The organism is Rhodanobacter sp. Root627, assembly GCF_001427835.1.
Taxonomy (GTDB): Bacteria; Pseudomonadota; Gammaproteobacteria; order Xanthomonadales; family Rhodanobacteraceae; genus Rhodanobacter; species Rhodanobacter ginsenosidimutans.
This window is the reverse complement of sequence record NZ_LMGW01000004.1, coordinates 223,653-238,690: the sequence shown is the minus strand read 5'-3', so window position 1 is coordinate 238,690 and position 15,038 is coordinate 223,653. Positions and strand designations below refer to the sequence as shown.

Annotated in this window: 15 protein-coding genes and 1 tRNA gene; 12 read left to right on the top strand and 4 right to left on the bottom strand. The window is 65.0% G+C overall.

Annotated elements, in window-relative coordinates:
* The first annotated feature begins 90 nt into the window (after positions 1 to 90).
* The 7 genes from rpmI to ASD68_RS15745 all read left to right on the top strand — a co-directional run bounded on the left by rpmI (position 91) and on the right by ASD68_RS15745 (position 5,091).
* On the top strand, positions 91 to 285 hold the full coding sequence (rpmI, locus tag ASD68_RS15775; RefSeq protein ID WP_007080321.1) for a 50S ribosomal protein L35: 195 nt from the start codon (positions 91 to 93) through the stop codon (positions 283 to 285).
* Positions 286 to 302: 17 nt separating this feature from the next.
* The gene (gene rplT, locus ASD68_RS15770; RefSeq protein ID WP_056085486.1) at positions 303 to 662 is read left to right on the top strand and encodes a 50S ribosomal protein L20; all 360 of its coding nucleotides are present in this window, start codon (positions 303 to 305) and stop codon (positions 660 to 662) included.
* Positions 663 to 847: 185 nt separating this feature from the next.
* On the top strand, positions 848 to 1,843 hold the full coding sequence (pheS, locus tag ASD68_RS15765) for a phenylalanine--tRNA ligase subunit alpha (protein ID WP_056608473.1): 996 nt from the start codon (positions 848 to 850) through the stop codon (positions 1,841 to 1,843).
* 104 nt (positions 1,844 to 1,947) lie between these two features.
* Positions 1,948 to 4,326 carry a phenylalanine--tRNA ligase subunit beta gene (gene pheT, locus ASD68_RS15760; protein ID WP_056608470.1) on the top strand — a complete coding sequence of 793 codons (2,379 nt, stop codon included), beginning with the start codon at positions 1,948 to 1,950 and terminating at the stop codon, positions 4,324 to 4,326.
* A gap of 1 nt (position 4,327) precedes the next feature.
* A complete protein-coding gene (gene ihfA, locus ASD68_RS15755; protein WP_007080317.1) occupies positions 4,328 to 4,627 on the top strand; it encodes an integration host factor subunit alpha in 300 nt (99 codons plus the stop codon).
* Positions 4,608 to 4,964 carry a MerR family transcriptional regulator gene (locus ASD68_RS15750; protein WP_007080316.1) on the top strand — a complete coding sequence of 119 codons (357 nt, stop codon included), beginning with the start codon at positions 4,608 to 4,610 and terminating at the stop codon, positions 4,962 to 4,964. The genes ihfA and ASD68_RS15750 overlap by 20 nt, the downstream gene beginning before the upstream one ends.
* 50 nt (positions 4,965 to 5,014) lie before the next feature.
* Positions 5,015 to 5,091 (top strand) — tRNA-Pro (locus ASD68_RS15745).
* A gap of 184 nt (positions 5,092 to 5,275) precedes the next feature.
* Here ASD68_RS15745 and serA read toward each other — a convergent pair.
* Complete coding sequence (gene serA, locus ASD68_RS15740) at positions 5,276 to 6,508, bottom strand: phosphoglycerate dehydrogenase (RefSeq protein ID WP_056085483.1); 1,233 nt, start codon at positions 6,506 to 6,508, stop codon at positions 5,276 to 5,278.
* A gap of 120 nt (positions 6,509 to 6,628) precedes the next feature.
* Between serA and ASD68_RS15735 the strand changes: the two genes are divergently transcribed.
* The gene (locus tag ASD68_RS15735) at positions 6,629 to 8,020 is read left to right on the top strand and encodes an FAD-binding oxidoreductase (protein WP_056608467.1); all 1,392 of its coding nucleotides are present in this window, start codon (positions 6,629 to 6,631) and stop codon (positions 8,018 to 8,020) included.
* A 70-nt stretch (positions 8,021 to 8,090) separates the two neighbouring features.
* A complete protein-coding gene (gene pip, locus ASD68_RS15730; protein WP_056608464.1) occupies positions 8,091 to 9,047 on the top strand; it encodes a prolyl aminopeptidase in 957 nt (318 codons plus the stop codon).
* Between the two features lie 109 nt (positions 9,048 to 9,156).
* Here the strand turns inward: pip and upp are convergent, their stop codons facing one another.
* The 3 genes from upp to ASD68_RS15715 all read right to left on the bottom strand — a co-directional run bounded on the left by upp (position 9,157) and on the right by ASD68_RS15715 (position 11,742).
* Positions 9,157 to 9,801: a uracil phosphoribosyltransferase gene (gene upp / locus ASD68_RS15725; RefSeq protein ID WP_056608462.1), complete on the bottom strand. Its 645-nt coding sequence runs from the start codon at positions 9,799 to 9,801 to the stop codon at positions 9,157 to 9,159.
* An 82-nt stretch (positions 9,802 to 9,883) separates the two neighbouring features.
* Positions 9,884 to 10,108: a PsiF family protein gene (locus ASD68_RS15720; RefSeq protein ID WP_082520302.1), complete on the bottom strand. Its 225-nt coding sequence runs from the start codon at positions 10,106 to 10,108 to the stop codon at positions 9,884 to 9,886.
* Positions 10,109 to 10,245: 137 nt separating this feature from the next.
* The gene (locus ASD68_RS15715) at positions 10,246 to 11,742 is read right to left on the bottom strand and encodes an aminotransferase class III-fold pyridoxal phosphate-dependent enzyme (RefSeq protein WP_056608459.1); all 1,497 of its coding nucleotides are present in this window, start codon (positions 11,740 to 11,742) and stop codon (positions 10,246 to 10,248) included.
* 281 nt (positions 11,743 to 12,023) lie between these two features.
* Here ASD68_RS15715 and ASD68_RS15710 point away from each other — a divergent pair, with 281 nt between their 5' ends.
* The 3 genes from ASD68_RS15710 to ASD68_RS15700 are packed head-to-tail and all read left to right on the top strand — an operon-like array spanning position 12,024 to position 14,977.
* Positions 12,024 to 12,953 (top strand): ABC transporter ATP-binding protein, encoded by a 930-nt coding sequence (locus tag ASD68_RS15710; protein WP_056608456.1) that lies wholly within the window; start codon positions 12,024 to 12,026, stop codon positions 12,951 to 12,953.
* Complete coding sequence (locus ASD68_RS15705) at positions 12,954 to 13,727, top strand: ABC transporter permease (protein WP_056608453.1); 774 nt, start codon at positions 12,954 to 12,956, stop codon at positions 13,725 to 13,727.
* Positions 13,728 to 13,768: 41 nt separating this feature from the next.
* Positions 13,769 to 14,977: a sensor histidine kinase gene (locus tag ASD68_RS15700; RefSeq protein WP_056608450.1), complete on the top strand. Its 1,209-nt coding sequence runs from the start codon at positions 13,769 to 13,771 to the stop codon at positions 14,975 to 14,977.
* Positions 14,978 to 15,038: the final 61 nt, after the last annotated feature.

Genomic DNA, 15,038 nt, shown 5'->3' with positions numbered 1-15,038 from the left:
GCACCGATCGTGGCAGGACGGAAAGCGCAACCTGCGGTTGCCGCCAGATCAGTCAGAAACGGGGGTTTTCCCCACCCAAGGAGCAGTTTCATGCCCAAGATCAAGACCAACCGGGCGGCGGCGAAGCGTTTTCGCAAGACCGCGTCGGGCAAAATCAAGTGCGGTCACGCTTACCGGTCACACATCCTGACCAAGAAGTCGACCAAGTTGAAGCGCGGCCTGCGTGCCAAGAACCACCTGAAGGCGTGTGACGCCCCGGGTGTCGCCCGCATGTTGCCGTACTGAAGACGAGGAGATAAACCATGGCTCGTGTAAAGCGTGGCGTTACCGCCCGTCGTCGTCACAAGAAAATCATCGGTCGTGCCAAGGGCTACTACAACGCCCGTCGCAAGGTCTTCCGCGTTGCCAACCAGGCCGTCGTCAAGGCCGGTCAGTACGCGTACATCGGCCGCAAGCAGCGCAAGCGTCAATTCCGTGCGCTGTGGATCGTCCGCATCAACGCCGCTGCGCGCATGTTCGGCCTGTCCTACAGCCGCCTGATCAATGGCCTGAGCAAGGCCGGCATCACGGTGGACCGCAAGGTCCTGGCCGACATCGCCGTGCACGACATCAAGGCGTTTGAAGTGATCGCCGAGAAGGCCAAGGCCAGTCTGGCCGCTTGATCGTCGGACGCCTCTGCGTCAGCGCGATATGATGTAAAGCAAGCGGGGAGGAGGCTTTGGTCTCCTCCCCGTTTTTTTTGGCGGGATTCGGGATTGGGGATTCGGGATTGGCAAGAGCGACAGGCGCAGCCGTTCCGAACCTCCATCCCAATCCCGAATCCCGAGCAAGTACCGGAACCGCATCGATGGATGATCTGGAAAGCCGCGCCAAGCAGGCGCTGGCCGATATCGGCAACGCCGCCACGCTCGACGCGCTTGACGCGTTGCGCGTAGGCCTGCTGGGCAAGAGTGGCATCGTCACTGCCGCGCTGAAGTCGCTGGGCGCGCTGGCACCGGACGAACGCAAGGCACGCGGCGCCGAGGTCAACACGGTCAAGCAGTGTCTGGCCGACGCGCTGGCCGCGCGCAAACAGCAACTGGAGCAGGTGGAGCTTGATCGTCGCCTGGCCTCCGAGAAGCTGGACATCAGCCTGCCCGGGCGCGACGGCGAGCGTGGTGGCATCCACCCGATCACCCGCGCGCTGGAGCGCATCGCCTCGATCTTCGCGCGGCTGGGTTACCAGCGCGCCGACGGCCCCGAGATCGAGGACGACTGGCACAACTTCGAGGCGCTGAATTTCCCGCCGCATCATCCGGCGCGCGCCATGCACGACACGTTCTATTTCGGTGATGGCCGCCTGCTGCGCACGCATACCTCGCCGGTGCAGATCCGCGCGATGGCCGGCCGCCAGCCGCCCATCCGCATCATCGCGCCCGGCAAGGTCTACCGCAGCGATTCGGACCAGACCCATTCGCCGATGTTCCACCAGATCGAGGGCCTGCTTGTCGATGAAACCTCGAGCATGGCCGATCTCAAGGGCACGCTGACGGAATTCCTGCGCGCGTTCTTCGAGCGCGATTTCGAGATGATGTTCAAGCCCACGTATTTCCCCTTCGTGGAGCCCGGTGCGGACGTGATCATCCGCTGGGAGCAGGAGGACGGATCGAGCCGCTGGCTGGAGGTGCTCGGCTGCGGCATGGTGCATCCCAATGTGCTCAAGAACGTGGGCATCGATCCGGAGCGCTACACCGGTTTCGCGTTCGGCATGGGCGTCGAGCGCCTCGCCATGCTGCGTTATGGGGTGAAGGACTTGCGAGCGTTCTTCGAGAACGACCTGCGTTTTCTGAAACAGTTTGCTTAAACGGGAATAGGAAGGGGAAATAGGGAATCGTAAAAGCGGCCGCGGTGCCACGGCTTTTGCTCTTCCCATCCCCATTCGCTATTCCCCATTCCCGGGTCCGAACAATGAATTTTTCCGAGAACTGGTTGCGTGAACTGGTCGAGATCGATGCCGATCGCGATACCCTGGTTCGCGCGCTGACGATGGCTGGCCTGGAGGTCGAGGACGTCACTCCCCTGGGCGAATGCCTTGAGCACGTCGTCGTGGCGCAGATCGTCGCCGCCGAAAGGCACCCGCAGGCCGATCGCCTGCAGATTTGCCAGGTGGACGCGGGCCTGGGCCAGCTGTTGCAGATCGTGTGTGGCGCGCCGAATGCCCGCACCGGCATCAAGGTTCCGTTGGCGATGGTGGGCGCGAAACTGCCCAACGGCATGGCGATACAGGCAGCGAAACTGCGTGGCGTCGAATCGAACGGCATGCTTTGCTCGGCCAAAGAGCTGGTGATCGATGCCGACGCGTCCGGCCTGCTGGAATTGCCGTCCGATGCGCCGGTGGGGCAGCCGTTGGCCACCTATCTGGGCTTGCCCGATGCCAGCATCGAGCTCAGCCTCACGCCCAATCGTGCCGATTGCCTCAGCCTGCACGGCCTGGCCTACGATGTGGCGGCGCTGTTCGGCAGCGCCGTGAAGCTCCCCGCGGCGGTCACGGTTCCCGTCAGCTCCGACGCACGCCGCGGGATCCGGCTGGAGGCAGGCAAGGATGCGCCGCGTTACCTGGGGCGCGTCGTCGAGGGTATCGATCCTTCCGCACGCACGCCGCTCTGGATGGCTGAGCGTCTCAGGCGCGCCCATCTGCGGCCGATCAGTGCGGTGGTCGACATCACCAACTACGTGATGCTGGAACTGGGCCAGCCGATGCATGCGTTCGACAACGACGCGTTGCATGGCGACATCGTGGTGCGCCATTCGCGTTCGGGCGAGACGCTGAAGCTGCTTGATGGCAGCGATGCCCGTCTCGACGAGGGCTTTGTGCTCATCACCGACGAGCAACGGGTGCTGGCCGTTGCCGGTGTCATGGGCGGCCACGAGTCGCGTGCCACCGAGACCACGTGCAACGTCTTCCTGGAGTCGGCCCATTTTGCTCCGGCCGCGATCATGGGGCGCGCGCGCAAGCTGGGCTTGCACACCGAAGCCTCGCATCGTTTCGAGCGCGGCGTGGATCCCGAGTTGCCGCGTCGTGCCCTGGAGCGCGCCACCGAATTGCTTCTGGCGATCGCCGGCGGCACGGCTGGCCCGATCCTGGTTGCGGAAAATGTCGCCGACCTGCCGCGGCCCGCTCCGGTGGCGCTGCGCCGCGCGCGGCTGAAACGCGTGCTCGGGGTGGATGTGGACGATGGCGAGGTGACGCGCATCTTCACCGCGTTGGGCATGCAGGTCACCATCCTTCCCGATGGCTGGCAGGTCATCGCGCCGAGCAGTCGCTTCGACATCGAGCGGGAGGAGGACCTGATCGAGGAAGTGGCGCGCATCTTCGGCTACGACAACATCCCCACCCTGCGCCCCAGCGGTGCGCTTGCGCTGGCGGTCGAGCCGGAAACGCGCATCGGCGAGCTGGCCTTGCGCGAGCAGTTGGCGGCGCGCGGTTATCACGAGGCAATCAATCTATCGTTCTTGCCACTGGAACTGCTGACGCGCTGGGGTTTCACCGACGAGCTGGTTTCATTGGCCAATCCGCTGTCGGCCGACCTGGCGGTGATGCAGCCTTCGCTGCTGCCCGGCCTGATCGAGGCCCTGCGCCACAACCGCGCACGTCAGCAGGAGCGGGTGCGGTTGTTCGAGGTGGCCCGCGTTTTCGCGGCGGGCAACCCGCCGCGGGAAACGCCGAGCCTCGCCATCGTGGCCTGCGGCAACGCTCGCGCGGAGCAGTGGGGCGAACCGTCGCGCGCGCTGGATTTCCATGACCTCAAGGGTGATCTCGATGCCCTGATCGCCTGGGGTGGCGAGCCGTCGCGGTGGTCGGTCGACGCCACCAGCCTGCCGGCCTGGTTGCATCCCGGCCGCGGTGCGCGGGTCATGCGCGATGGCAAGACGGTGGGTTACCTGGGCGCCCTGCATCCGCAGCTGGCCAAGGCGCTGGATCTGGGCGCCGACGTGCATGTGATGGAGCTGGCGCTGGAGCCGTTGCTGGCGCGTCGCCTGCCGTTGGCGCGGGCTGTACCGCGGTTTCCCACGGTGCGTCGCGACATCGCCCTGGATTTGCCTGAGGAGGTGCGTTGGTCGCAGGTCGAGGAAGCGGTTCGGCAAGCCTTGGGCGAACGCCTGCAGGAACTGCGCCTGTTCGACCGCTACAGCGGAAAAGGCGTCGAGCAAGGCCGAAAAAGCCTCGCTATGGGCTTGATTTTACAGGACGCTTCACGCACGCTTACTGATGACGACGCGGACCGTTGCATACGAGAAGCGGTAGCCGCGTTGGAGCAAACATGCAAGGCAAAGTTGCGAGGATGAGATGGCGCTGACCAAGGCGGAGATGGCCGAGCGGCTTTTCCTCGACGTAGGCCTGAACAAACGTGAGGCCAAGGAATTCGTGGACGCCTATTTCGAGGTGGTCCGCGAAGCTCTGGAGAAAGGGGAGCAGGTGAAACTGTCGGGTTTCGGCAATTTCGATCTGCGGCTCAAGAACCAGCGACCGGGACGCAACCCGAAAACCGGTGAGGAGATTCCCATCTCCGCCCGCCGCGTGGTGACGTTCCGCCCGGGACAAAAGCTCAAGGTGAGAGTCGAGAGTTATGCTGGATCAGGGGAATAACACCGAGCTGCCCGCCATTCCGGCGAAGCGCTATTTCACCATCGGTGAAGTGGGCGAACTTTGCGGAGTGAAGCCGCACGTGCTGCGCTATTGGGAGCAGGAGTTTCCTGCGCTCAATCCGGTCAAGCGGCGTGGCAACCGGCGCTATTACCAGCGTCATGACGTGTTGATGATTCGGCAGATTCGCTCGCTGCTGTACGAAGAGGGTTTCACCATCACCGGCGCCCGTGCCCGGCTGGAAGGCCCGCAAGCGCGCATGGAGGCCAGCATTTCGCACCAGATCGTGCGTCAGGTACGGATGGAGCTGGAAGAAGTGCTGACGCTGCTGCGTCGTTGAAATTACGGCTACCGGGAACACCCCTGTAGCTGTTAGAATTCCGGTTCTGTCGGGGCGTAGCGCAGCCTGGTAGCGCACTACGCTGGGGGTGTAGTGGTCGCGAGTTCGAATCTCGCCGCCCCGACCAATCATTGAAAACGACAACGGCACCCGCGGGTGCCGTTGTCGTTTCTGCGTGTCTGATGTCTTGGGCGCCTGTGCGAGCGACTCTTGTGGGAGCGGCTTCAGCCGCGATGCTCTTTCTTCGGTCTACAGAACAAGAGCATCGCGACTGAAGTCGCTCCTACACACAAGGTTGCCTGCAGCGCGCCTCAGTACAGGATGCGGGTGCGCAGCGTGCCCGGGATGGCGGCCAGTTTCGCCTTCAGCTCGTTCGCCTTCGCCTCATCGGCGGAGACGTCGATCACCACGTAACCCACCTGGGCATCGGTCTGCAGGAACTGCGCGTTGATGTTGACGTTCTCGCCCGAGAACACATCGTTGATGCGCGACAGGATGCCCGGCACGTTGCGGTGGATGTGCAGCAGGCGGCGGCTTTGCGGATGTTCCGGCAGGCTCACTTCGGGGAAGTTCACGGCCGACAGCGTGGAGCCGTTGTCGCTGTAGCGGATCAGCTTGCTGGATACCTCGACGCCGATGTTGTCCTGCGCCTCCAGTGTGCTGCCGCCGATGTGCGGGGTGAGGATGACGTTGTCCAGACCGACCAATGGCGACACGAACGCCTCGCCGTTGCCCTTGGGCTCGACCGGGAACACGTCGACGGCGGCGCCGGACAGATGGCCGCTCTTCAGCGCCTCGGCCAGTGCCTCGATGTCGACCACGCTGCCGCGCGACGCATTGATCAGCATGGAGCCCTTGCGCATTTTTTCCAGCTGCTCGCGGCCGAACATCATCTTGGTGGCGGGCGTTTCCGGCACGTGCAGCGTGACTACGTCGGAGCGCTCCAGCAGCTCGTCCAGGCTCGCCACGGCATGGGCATTGCCCATCGCCAGCTTCGCTTCGATGTCGTAGAACAGCACGCGCATGCCGAGGCCTTCGGCCAGCACGCCGGTCTGCGTGCCGATGTGGCCGTAGCCGATGATGCCCAGCACCTTGTCGCGCGCCTCGTAGCTGCCCACCGCCGACTTGTCCCAGCCGCCGACGTGGCATTGGGCGTTCTTGTGCGGGATGCCGCGCAACAACATGATCGCTTCGGCCACCACCAGTTCAGCCACGCTGCGGGTGTTGGAATAAGGCGCGTTGAAAACCGGGATGCCCAGCTTGCTTGCCTCGACCAGATCCACCTGGTTGGTGCCGATGCAGAAGCAGCCCACCGCCATCAACCGCTTGGCGTGCGAAAGCACGTCGGCGGTCAGCTGGGTGCGCGAGCGCAGGCCGATGATGTGCGCATCGGCGATGCGCTCTTTCAGCTCGGCTTCGGGCAGGGATTTCGCATGCAGCTCGATCTGGCTGTAGCCTGCACGGCGGAAATTTTCGACCGCGGTGGCGCTGAGACCTTCCAGCAACAGCACCTTGATATCTTCTTTCGGGAACGAGGTTTGCATGAGAGCCCTTAGGGTAAATGGACGTCTATACTATGCCACGAATTTGTCCTTTTGTCGCAGCGCAGCACTGGACAGCCCCAACCCGGGCTGCCACGCTTCCGCTGACCACCTGGAATTCTGATGACTGATCTTCGCCTCGCCGGGCTCGCCGCCCGCCTGCCCGGACTGCGCCTGCTTTCGACCCCGGCGGAACTTGAATACTACGGACGTGACTGGACCCGCCGCTGGACGCCGGCGCCGCTGGCCATCGCGTTGCCCGCCAACATCGACGAAGTACAGGCGATCGTGCGCTGGGCCAACGAGGAGCGCGTGGCAATCGTGCCGTCGGGTGGACGCACGGGGCTTTCCGGCGGCGCCGTGGCTGCCAACGGCGAGCTGGTGCTGAGCCTGGAGCGCATGAACCAGGTGCTGGATTTCAATGCCGTGGACCGCACGCTCACCGTGCAGCCTGGCGTGATCCTGCAGAAGGTGCACGAGGCCGCGCAGGAGCATGATCTGATCTACCCGGTGGATTTCGCCGCGCGTGGCTCGTGCTCCATCGGCGGCAACATTTCCACCAATGCCGGCGGCATCCGGGTGATCCGCTACGGCAACACGCGCGAATGGATCGCCGGCCTGAAGGTCGTCGCCGGCAACGGCGAGTTGCTCGACCTCAACCGTGGCCTGATCAAGAACTCCAGCGGCTACGATTTCCGCCAGTTGCTGATCGGTTCCGAAGGCACGCTGGGCATTGTGGTGGAAGCCACTTTGAAACTTGCCGAGCCGCCGCCGCCGTCGCAGGTGATGCTGCTGGCATTGCCGGACATGGATGCCTTGATGCAGGTGTTTGCGCTGTTCCGCCAGCGCCTGAATCTGCAGGCATTCGAATTCTTCACCGATATCGCGTTGAAGCACGTGCTGGCCCACGGCGCGCAGCGGGCGATCGATGGTGACTACCCGTATTACGTGGTCACCGAGTTCGATGCGGCTGACGAGCTGGCCCAGGAGACGGCGCTGGCGGCGTTCGAGCACGCGATGGAGCAGGGGTGGGTCAGCGACGGCGCGATCGCGCAAAGCGAGAGCCAGGCAGCCGCCTTGTGGCGCCTGCGCGAGGGCATCACCGAGAGCCTGGCCGCGCACAAGCCGTACAAGAACGATGTATCGGTGCGCATCAGCGCCGTGCCGGCTTTCCTGCACGAAATGCAGGACTTGCTGGGCCGCGAGTATCCGGACATCGAGGTGGTGTGGTTTGGCCACATCGGCGACGGCAACCTGCACATCAACGTGTTGCGTCCCGAGGATCTGGCCGAGGACGCATTCATCGCGCAGTGCGAGCACGTCACCAAGCTGCTGGCCGAAACGCTGCACCGCCACGGCGGCAGCATCTCGGCCGAGCACGGCATCGGCCTGGTCAAGCGCGCCTACCTGGAAAGCACCCGCAGTGCGGCGGAAATCGCCCTGATGCGCGGGGTGCGGCAGGTGTTCGACCCCAACGGCATCCTCAATCCCGGCAAGGTAATGACCGCCGGCTGAGCGCCATTGCCTGCGGCGCGCTGATTCTCGGGATGGTAGCCTGCGAGGCTTCATCGCCTCAGGAGTTGCCATGTCCCCGGAACGCCGTTCGCTGTACCCCGAGATCGAGCCGTTCGATCGCGGGATGCTCAAGGTGTCCGAGCTGCATACGCTGTACTACGAGCAGTGCGGCAACCCGCACGGGAAGCCGGTGGTGTTTCTGCACGGCGGCCCGGGCGGTGGCACCAATCCCAAATGCCGGCGTTTCTTCGACCCGGCGGTCTACCGCATCGTGTTGTTCGACCAGCGCGGTTGCGGCAAGTCCACCCCGCACGCGGAACTGAGCGGCAATACCACCTGGGATCTGGTGGCCGATATCGAGCGCGTGCGCGAGCACCTGGGTATCGACCGCTGGCAGGTGTTCGGCGGCTCGTGGGGTTCCACGCTGGCGCTGGCCTACGCGCAAACGCATCCGGAGAAAGTCACCGAGCTGGTCTTGCGCGGCATCTTCATGCTGCGCCGGCAGGAGCTTGAATGGTTTTACCAGCACGGCTGCAACGCGCTGTATCCGGATGCGTGGGAAACCTATCTCGGCGCCATTCCCGAAGTGGAGCGCGGCGACCTGATGAGCGCCTACCATCGCCGCCTCACCAGCGCCGACGCCGACACGCGTGTCGCGGCGGCGCGCGCCTGGTCGGTATGGGAGGGCGCCACCAGTTTCCTGTGGCAGGACGCCACCCACATCCAGTCCAGCGCCGAGGATGAATTCGCGCTGGCGTTCGCGCGGATCGAATGCCACTACTTCGTGAACGGCGGTTTCTTCGAACACGACGACCAGTTGCTGCGCAATGTGGACTGCATCCGCCACATCCCCGCCGTGATCGTGCAGGGCCGCTACGACGTGGTTTGTCCGCTGCGCAGCGCGTGGGACTTGCATCGCGCATGGCCGGAGGCGGATCTGCGCATCGTGCAGGACGCGGGTCATTCTGCGTTCGAGCCCGGCAATCTGCATGAGTTGATCGAGGCGACCGACCGGTTTGGCCGCTGAGGGCTTTGCCGCCCTTTGTGGGAGCGGCTTCAGCCGCGATGCTCTTGTTTTTCGGGAGGCAAAAGCATCGCGGCTGAAGCCGCTCCTACAGGAACGAGGCGACTCCGGGTTAATCGTTCGGTGACAGCTGCTTGGTGCCAAAGATCTTGTCGCCCGCATCGCCGAGGCCGGGCAGGATGTAGCCGTGTTCGTTGAGTCGCTGGTCGATCGAGGCGGTGTAGATCTCGATGTCGGGATGCGCCGCCTCGACGCGCGCGAGGCCCTCGGGCGCGGCGACCAGGAACAGGCCCTTGATGCGCGTGCAGCCGGCGGCTTTCAGCATGTCCACGGCGGCGATCAGGGTGCCGGCAGTGGCCAGCATCGGGTCGACGATCAGCGCGATGCGCTGGTCCATGCGGCCGCTGAGTTTTTCGTAGTAGGCGACCGGTTGCAGCGTGTCTTCATCGCGTTGCACGCCGACCACGCTGACCTTGGCCGAGGGGATCATGTCGAGCACGCCGGGCAGCATGCCCAGGCCTGCGCGCAGGATCGGCACGATGGTGATCTTCTTGCCCTTGATGCGGTGCACCTGCAGCGGCCCGGCCCAGCCTTCGATGGTTTCCTCGGCGGTTTCCAGGTCCTTGGTGGCTTCGTAAGTGAGCAGCGCGGCCACTTCGGTGGCCAACTCACGAAAATCCTTGGTACTGACGCCTGCGCGGCGCATCAGGCCCAGCTTGTGCTGGATCAACGGATGCCGGACTTCAACGATCTTCATGTGCGGGCGCCGTTTTGCGTGGCATTCGAGCTTAACCAAGCGGCCCCGCGCATGCACCTGCGCGGGGCCGTGGTTCGTTCATTCAATGCGTGGCCGGCGCGGCCTTTTTCTTGAGGCAGGAGCTCATGAATGCCTTGCGCTCATCGCCTTTTTTGCCGGTCGCGCGCTTGTTGCAATCGGCCATGCGCTGCTGTTGCGCGGTACGGTGCTTGACCGGCGGTGCCTCGGTTTTCGGTGCCGCGGCGAGGGTGCTGCCGGCGAACGCCAGCGCCGCGCTGGCGGCCAGTACACGCAATGAGATCGACATCCTTGAATCCTCCTTGTGACCGGCGGTCGCCGGCCACTGCGAGTCTGATTCGACGGAGGGGTGATGGCCGTGGGAAAAGCCTGATGGCGGCGCCGTATTCCGCAGCGTCGCCTTGTCGCCCGTCGCCGCGTTGCGACTCAGGCGGCCTTGTCCCCGGCGATGCGCGGCCCTTCCAGCAAGGCCTTGCGCACGCTGGCCACCACCAGATCCACCTCGGCGCTGGTGACCTTGAAGTGCGGCGTGAAGCGCAGCGAATTGACGCCGCCGTGGATCACGCCGACGCCGTGCTCGCGCAGGTATTCCTCGATCGAGCCGGCGCCGTAGCACTTGTATTGCGGCGCCAGCTCGCAGGAAAACAGCAGGCCGGTGCCTTGCACCTTGGTGATCAGGCCGGCCAGCTCGTCCTTCAGCGCGTTGAGCTTGTCCACGAATTCGCGACCGCGGGCGCGGATGTTTTCGCGCACCTCATCGGTCAGCTGGTCGAGCGTGGCCAGCGCCACGTCGAGCGCGCGCGGGTTGGCGGTCATGGTGTTGCCGTAGGTGCCCTTGCGGTAGAGCGCCGCGGTGCGCTCGGTCACCGCCAACACCGACAACGGGTATTGGCCTGCGTTGAGCGCCTTGGAGAAAGTCTCCATGTCCGGTGGCGGCAGCTCCTCGAAGCCGGGGTAGGCGGTGATCGACAGCACGCCATGGGCGCGCAGGCCGGCCTGGATGGAGTCGATCAGCAACAGGCTGCCATGCGCCTCGGTCAATGCGCGCGCGGCCTTGTAGAACGCGGGCGTGACTGCACGGCCGGGGTCGCCTTCACCCATCACCGGTTCGAGGAACATCGCCTCGATGAACCAGCCATGCTGGTCCGCTTCGGCGAATACTTGTTCCAGTTGCTCCACGTCGTAAGGCGCCACGGTGAGCACGCTGTCCTCGTGGCGATAGCTGGCGAGGTTCTGCTGGTAGGCCTTGCGGCTGGAATCGGAATACAGCGCCGGCCGGTCGGTGCGGCCGTGGAACGCGCCTTTCACCGCCACCCGCTTGATCGTGCGCCCGGCATGACGCGCACCGGCGTCGGTCATCAGCTTGGCGTTGACGTCGGCAATGCGGCAGGCCAGCGTCACCGATTCGGAGCCGGAATTGAGGCACAGGTAGCGCGCGTACGGATTGCCGCCGCGGCGACGGCCCAGCTCGTCATCCATGGCCTGCGTGAAACGCCATTGCGACACGCTGGGCGACATCACGTTGGCCATCACCTGCGGCCGCGCCAGCGCCGCCAGGATCGCGGGGTGGTTGTGGCCGAAACCCAGCATGCCGTAGCCGCCGTTGTCGTGCAGCACGGCGCCTTTCAGGGTCACCACCCACGGGCCGCGTGCGGCGGCCGGTAGATACGGGTTGATGGCGTCGTCCGGGTAGAAGTTGACGAAGCGGGCCTGCGCCCGGGTCAGTTGATCGCCCTCGTCCAGCTTCAGGAAATCGGCCATGTCGGTGCGCAGCTCGCGATGGCGCGCCACCGCTTCGGCGACCGCTTCGGCCAGCGCGGGATCGTTGGCCGCCATGCGCTCGATGCTGGCGTCATCCAGGCCGGTGGTCCGCGGCTTGCCGCCGAATTCGCGCAGCTCGCGCAACTGATCGATCACGCCCATCTGAACTACTCCGTCGATCCGCTGGCCGACGGTTGCCCGGAGTGGCCAGTGGGTGAATACGTATCGGGAAGGGATACGCGGTAACCGGCATTTCCGAGCTTGTTTTTCTGCGTCAGCAGCCAGGTTTCGCGGGGAAAAACCGACATCGTTCCCGGCAGGATAACGTGCGCCGCAGGCGCCCGGTACCCCCGCATGACGTCTGTCACGGGTGATGGCTGACGCCGTCAACTGCCCGGAAATTCTTGTGCCGTGCACGATAAATCACCCTCACGGAGATCGTCATGGACCTTGCCTCACGCCCCGTTGCACGCCTTGCGGGCGCCACCCGACGCTACGGACAACAGATTGCGCTGGATGCCGTGGATCTCGTGGTGCAGCGCGGCGAATTGCTGGCTCTGCTCGGCCCCAATGGCGCCGGAAAGACCACCGCCATCGGTCTGCTGCTGGGGCTGGCGCGGGCCGATGCCGGCACCGTCGAGCTGTTCGGGATGGATCCGCAGCGCATCGAGGCGCGCCGCCGCATCGGCGTGATGCTGCAGAGTGCCGAGCTGCCGCCGACCCTGCGCGTGGGCGAGCTGTTGCGGCTGACCGCCAGTTATTACCCCGCACCGCGCCGCCTGGAGGAAACCGCCGCCATGGCCGGCATCGGCGATCTGCTGCGGCGTCCCTACGCGAAACTCTCTGGCGGCCAGCAGCGGTGTGTGCAATTCGCGCTGGCAGTGTGTGGCCGGCCCGAGCTGCTGTTTCTGGATGAGCCTACCGTGGGCATGGATATCGAGGCGCGCCAGAAACTGTGGGCGGCGATCCGTCAGTTGATCGCCGAAGGTTGCTCGGTGCTGTTGACCACGCATTACCTGGAAGAGGCCGAGGCGCTGGCCGACCGCGTTTGCGTGATGACGCACGGCCGCGTGATCCACGAAGGCACGGTCGACGCCTTGCGGGCGCGGGTGGCGCTGCGGCGCATTCGCTGCCTGAGCACGTTGTCGATCGACACCTTGCGCGCCTGGCCGGAGATCACCGACGTGCAGCAGGAGAACGGGCGCCTGCACATCACGGCCGCCGACGCCGAAGTGGTCGTGCGCCGCCTGCTGGCGGTCGACCCGCAATTGCGCGAACTGGAGGTGCAGCGTGCCGGCCTGGCCGAAGCGTTCACCGAACTCACCCGGGATGCCGCCGAAACAGCCGGCACCGATCAACGCGAGGCCGCCTGAATGGAAATCACCCTGTCTACCCCTGGCATGCCGCGTCGCCGTGTCATCGGCGCGTATCTCGAAGAAGCGCGCAGCGAGTGTCTGCGTTACATGCGGGCGCCCGGTTTCATGCTGCCGATCATGCTGTTTCCGGCGATGTTCTACCTGCTGTTCGGCGTGTTGATGGCGAAATCGAACGGGGCCGATGCGGCGCGCTACCTGCTGGCCAGCTATGGCGTGTTCGGCGTGATGAGTCCAGGCCTGTTTGGTTTTGGCGTGTCGCTGGCGCTGGAGCGTGATGGTGGCCTGCTCACTTTCAAGCGCGCGCTGCCGATGCCGCCGGGCGCGTATCTGCTGGGCAAGATGCTGATGGCGATGGCCGCTGCGGGCGTTGTCATCCTGCTGTTGCTGGCGATGGCGTTCTCGCTGGGACATGTGACCTTGAGCCTGGCCCAGGCCGCGGCGCTGCTGCTTACCGGTGTGCTGGGGGTGCTGCCGTTCTGCGCGCTGGGCATGTTCGTGGGCACGCTGATCAAGGGGCAGGGCGCGCCGGGCATGCTGCAGCTGATCTATCTGCCGATGTCGTTCATGTCCGGCTTGTGGTTTCCGCTGCCGATGCTGCCGAAGTTTCTGCAGCAGATCGCGCCGGTGTGGCCGGCCTATCACCTGGACAGGTTGGCGCTGGCGTCGGTGGGGATGAACGACGAGCCGCTGGCGGGCCATCTGATGGTGCTGCTGGGTGTCACTGCGGGCTTCACGCTGCTGGCGGCGCGGCGTCTGCGCCGGCACGGTTGAAGTAGCATGGCGAGGCTCGAACGCTCGGCGAGGGAGGCGGCATGAATCGACGCATTGCGGCATTTTTTCTGCCGGCACCGGACTCGCTGGCGGCGGCTGCCTTTCGGCAGGGCAAATCGCCGTGGGTGCATGCCGTGCACCTGCTCTGGTCGTTCTGGTTGTTTGTCACGCCGTTGTGGAGCAGCGAAGGTTGGAACACACGCTGGCTGGTCTGCACCCTGGTCAGTTACCCGGTGTTTCTTCTGCTGTATTACCAGAGTGTGGTGGCGCCCCGGTCGATGGCGCGCGGCTGTGCGCTGGCGATGGTGCTGCTGAGCATGGTGCTGGTGCCGTGGTATCCCAGTGGCCTGACCTATTTCGTTTATGGCTGCGTGATGCTGCGCGTGTGCCGCATGCGGTTCTATTCGTACCTGGGGTGGTTGACGGTGCTCAACGCGACCCTGCTGCTGGAAACGTGGCTGCTGCAGTATCCGTGGCAGGCCATATTCACCATCCCGGTGACCTCGTTCATCGTCGGCATCGTGATCAACGCGGAGCGCGTCAACGAAGAGAAGGATGCCCAACTGCAGCTCTCCCACGACGAGGTGCGCCGGCTGGCCGCCACCGCCGAGCGCGAGCGCATCGGCAGGGATCTGCACGATCTGCTGGGTCACACGCTGTCGCTGATCACCTTGAAGCTGGAGCTGTCGCGCAAGCTGTTCGACCGCGATAGCGAGGCGGCCCGGCGCGAGATCGAGGATGCCGAGAAAGTCGCGCGTCACGCCCTGGCCGAAGTGCGCAGCGCGGTAACCGGTATCCGCACCGCCGACCTGGCCGCCGAACTGGCGTCGGCACGGCTGCTGCTGGCGTCCTCGATGGTGCATCTGGACTACGGTTCGCCACCGGCATTGCCCGGCGAGATCGAGCGCGGCCTGTCGTTGGTGCTGCGCGAAGCGGCCACCAATATCGCGCGTCACGCCGCGGCCAGTCGCGCGCGGATCGAGTGGGTGCACGAACACGCCCGCATGTGCATGCAGGTCAGTGACAACGGGCGCGGCGGCATCGACAGCGATGGCAATGGCTTGAGTGGCATGCGCGAGCGGGTGCGGGCGCTGGGCGGCACATTGACGATCGACTCGCCACGAGGCCGGGGCACGTGCCTGAAGGTGAGCGTGCCGGTGCCCACACTGCGCCTGGTGGAAACATCGTCCGCGTTTACCGACGCGACGCCAGACCATACCGCCACCGCTTCGGAGCAACCGGCCGCATGAGCATCCCCCGCTTGTCGAACTCGAACGCCTCCATCGCCCCACGCCACGCTGCCAGCCGCGG

What these genes read in the sequence shown, in the direction of transcription:
- rpmI (WP_007080321.1), top strand. Translation starts at nt 91, where the DNA reads ATGCCCAAGATCAAGACCAACCGGGCGGCGGCGAAGCGTTTTCGCAAG.
- rplT (WP_056085486.1), top strand. Translation starts at nt 303, where the DNA reads ATGGCTCGTGTAAAGCGTGGCGTTACCGCCCGTCGTCGTCACAAGAAA.
- pheS (WP_056608473.1), top strand. Translation starts at nt 848, where the DNA reads ATGGATGATCTGGAAAGCCGCGCCAAGCAGGCGCTGGCCGATATCGGC.
- pheT (WP_056608470.1), top strand. Translation starts at nt 1,948, where the DNA reads ATGAATTTTTCCGAGAACTGGTTGCGTGAACTGGTCGAGATCGATGCC.
- ihfA (WP_007080317.1), top strand. Translation starts at nt 4,328, where the DNA reads ATGGCGCTGACCAAGGCGGAGATGGCCGAGCGGCTTTTCCTCGACGTA.
- ASD68_RS15750 (WP_007080316.1), top strand. Translation starts at nt 4,608, where the DNA reads ATGCTGGATCAGGGGAATAACACCGAGCTGCCCGCCATTCCGGCGAAG.
- serA (WP_056085483.1), bottom strand. Translation starts at nt 6,508, where the DNA reads ATGCAAACCTCGTTCCCGAAAGAAGATATCAAGGTGCTGTTGCTGGAA.
- ASD68_RS15735 (WP_056608467.1), top strand. Translation starts at nt 6,629, where the DNA reads ATGACTGATCTTCGCCTCGCCGGGCTCGCCGCCCGCCTGCCCGGACTG.
- pip (WP_056608464.1), top strand. Translation starts at nt 8,091, where the DNA reads ATGTCCCCGGAACGCCGTTCGCTGTACCCCGAGATCGAGCCGTTCGAT.
- upp (WP_056608462.1), bottom strand. Translation starts at nt 9,801, where the DNA reads ATGAAGATCGTTGAAGTCCGGCATCCGTTGATCCAGCACAAGCTGGGC.
- ASD68_RS15720 (WP_082520302.1), bottom strand. Translation starts at nt 10,108, where the DNA reads ATGTCGATCTCATTGCGTGTACTGGCCGCCAGCGCGGCGCTGGCGTTC.
- ASD68_RS15715 (WP_056608459.1), bottom strand. Translation starts at nt 11,742, where the DNA reads ATGGGCGTGATCGATCAGTTGCGCGAGCTGCGCGAATTCGGCGGCAAG.
- ASD68_RS15710 (WP_056608456.1), top strand. Translation starts at nt 12,024, where the DNA reads ATGGACCTTGCCTCACGCCCCGTTGCACGCCTTGCGGGCGCCACCCGA.
- ASD68_RS15705 (WP_056608453.1), top strand. Translation starts at nt 12,954, where the DNA reads ATGGAAATCACCCTGTCTACCCCTGGCATGCCGCGTCGCCGTGTCATC.
- ASD68_RS15700 (WP_056608450.1), top strand. Translation starts at nt 13,769, where the DNA reads ATGAATCGACGCATTGCGGCATTTTTTCTGCCGGCACCGGACTCGCTG.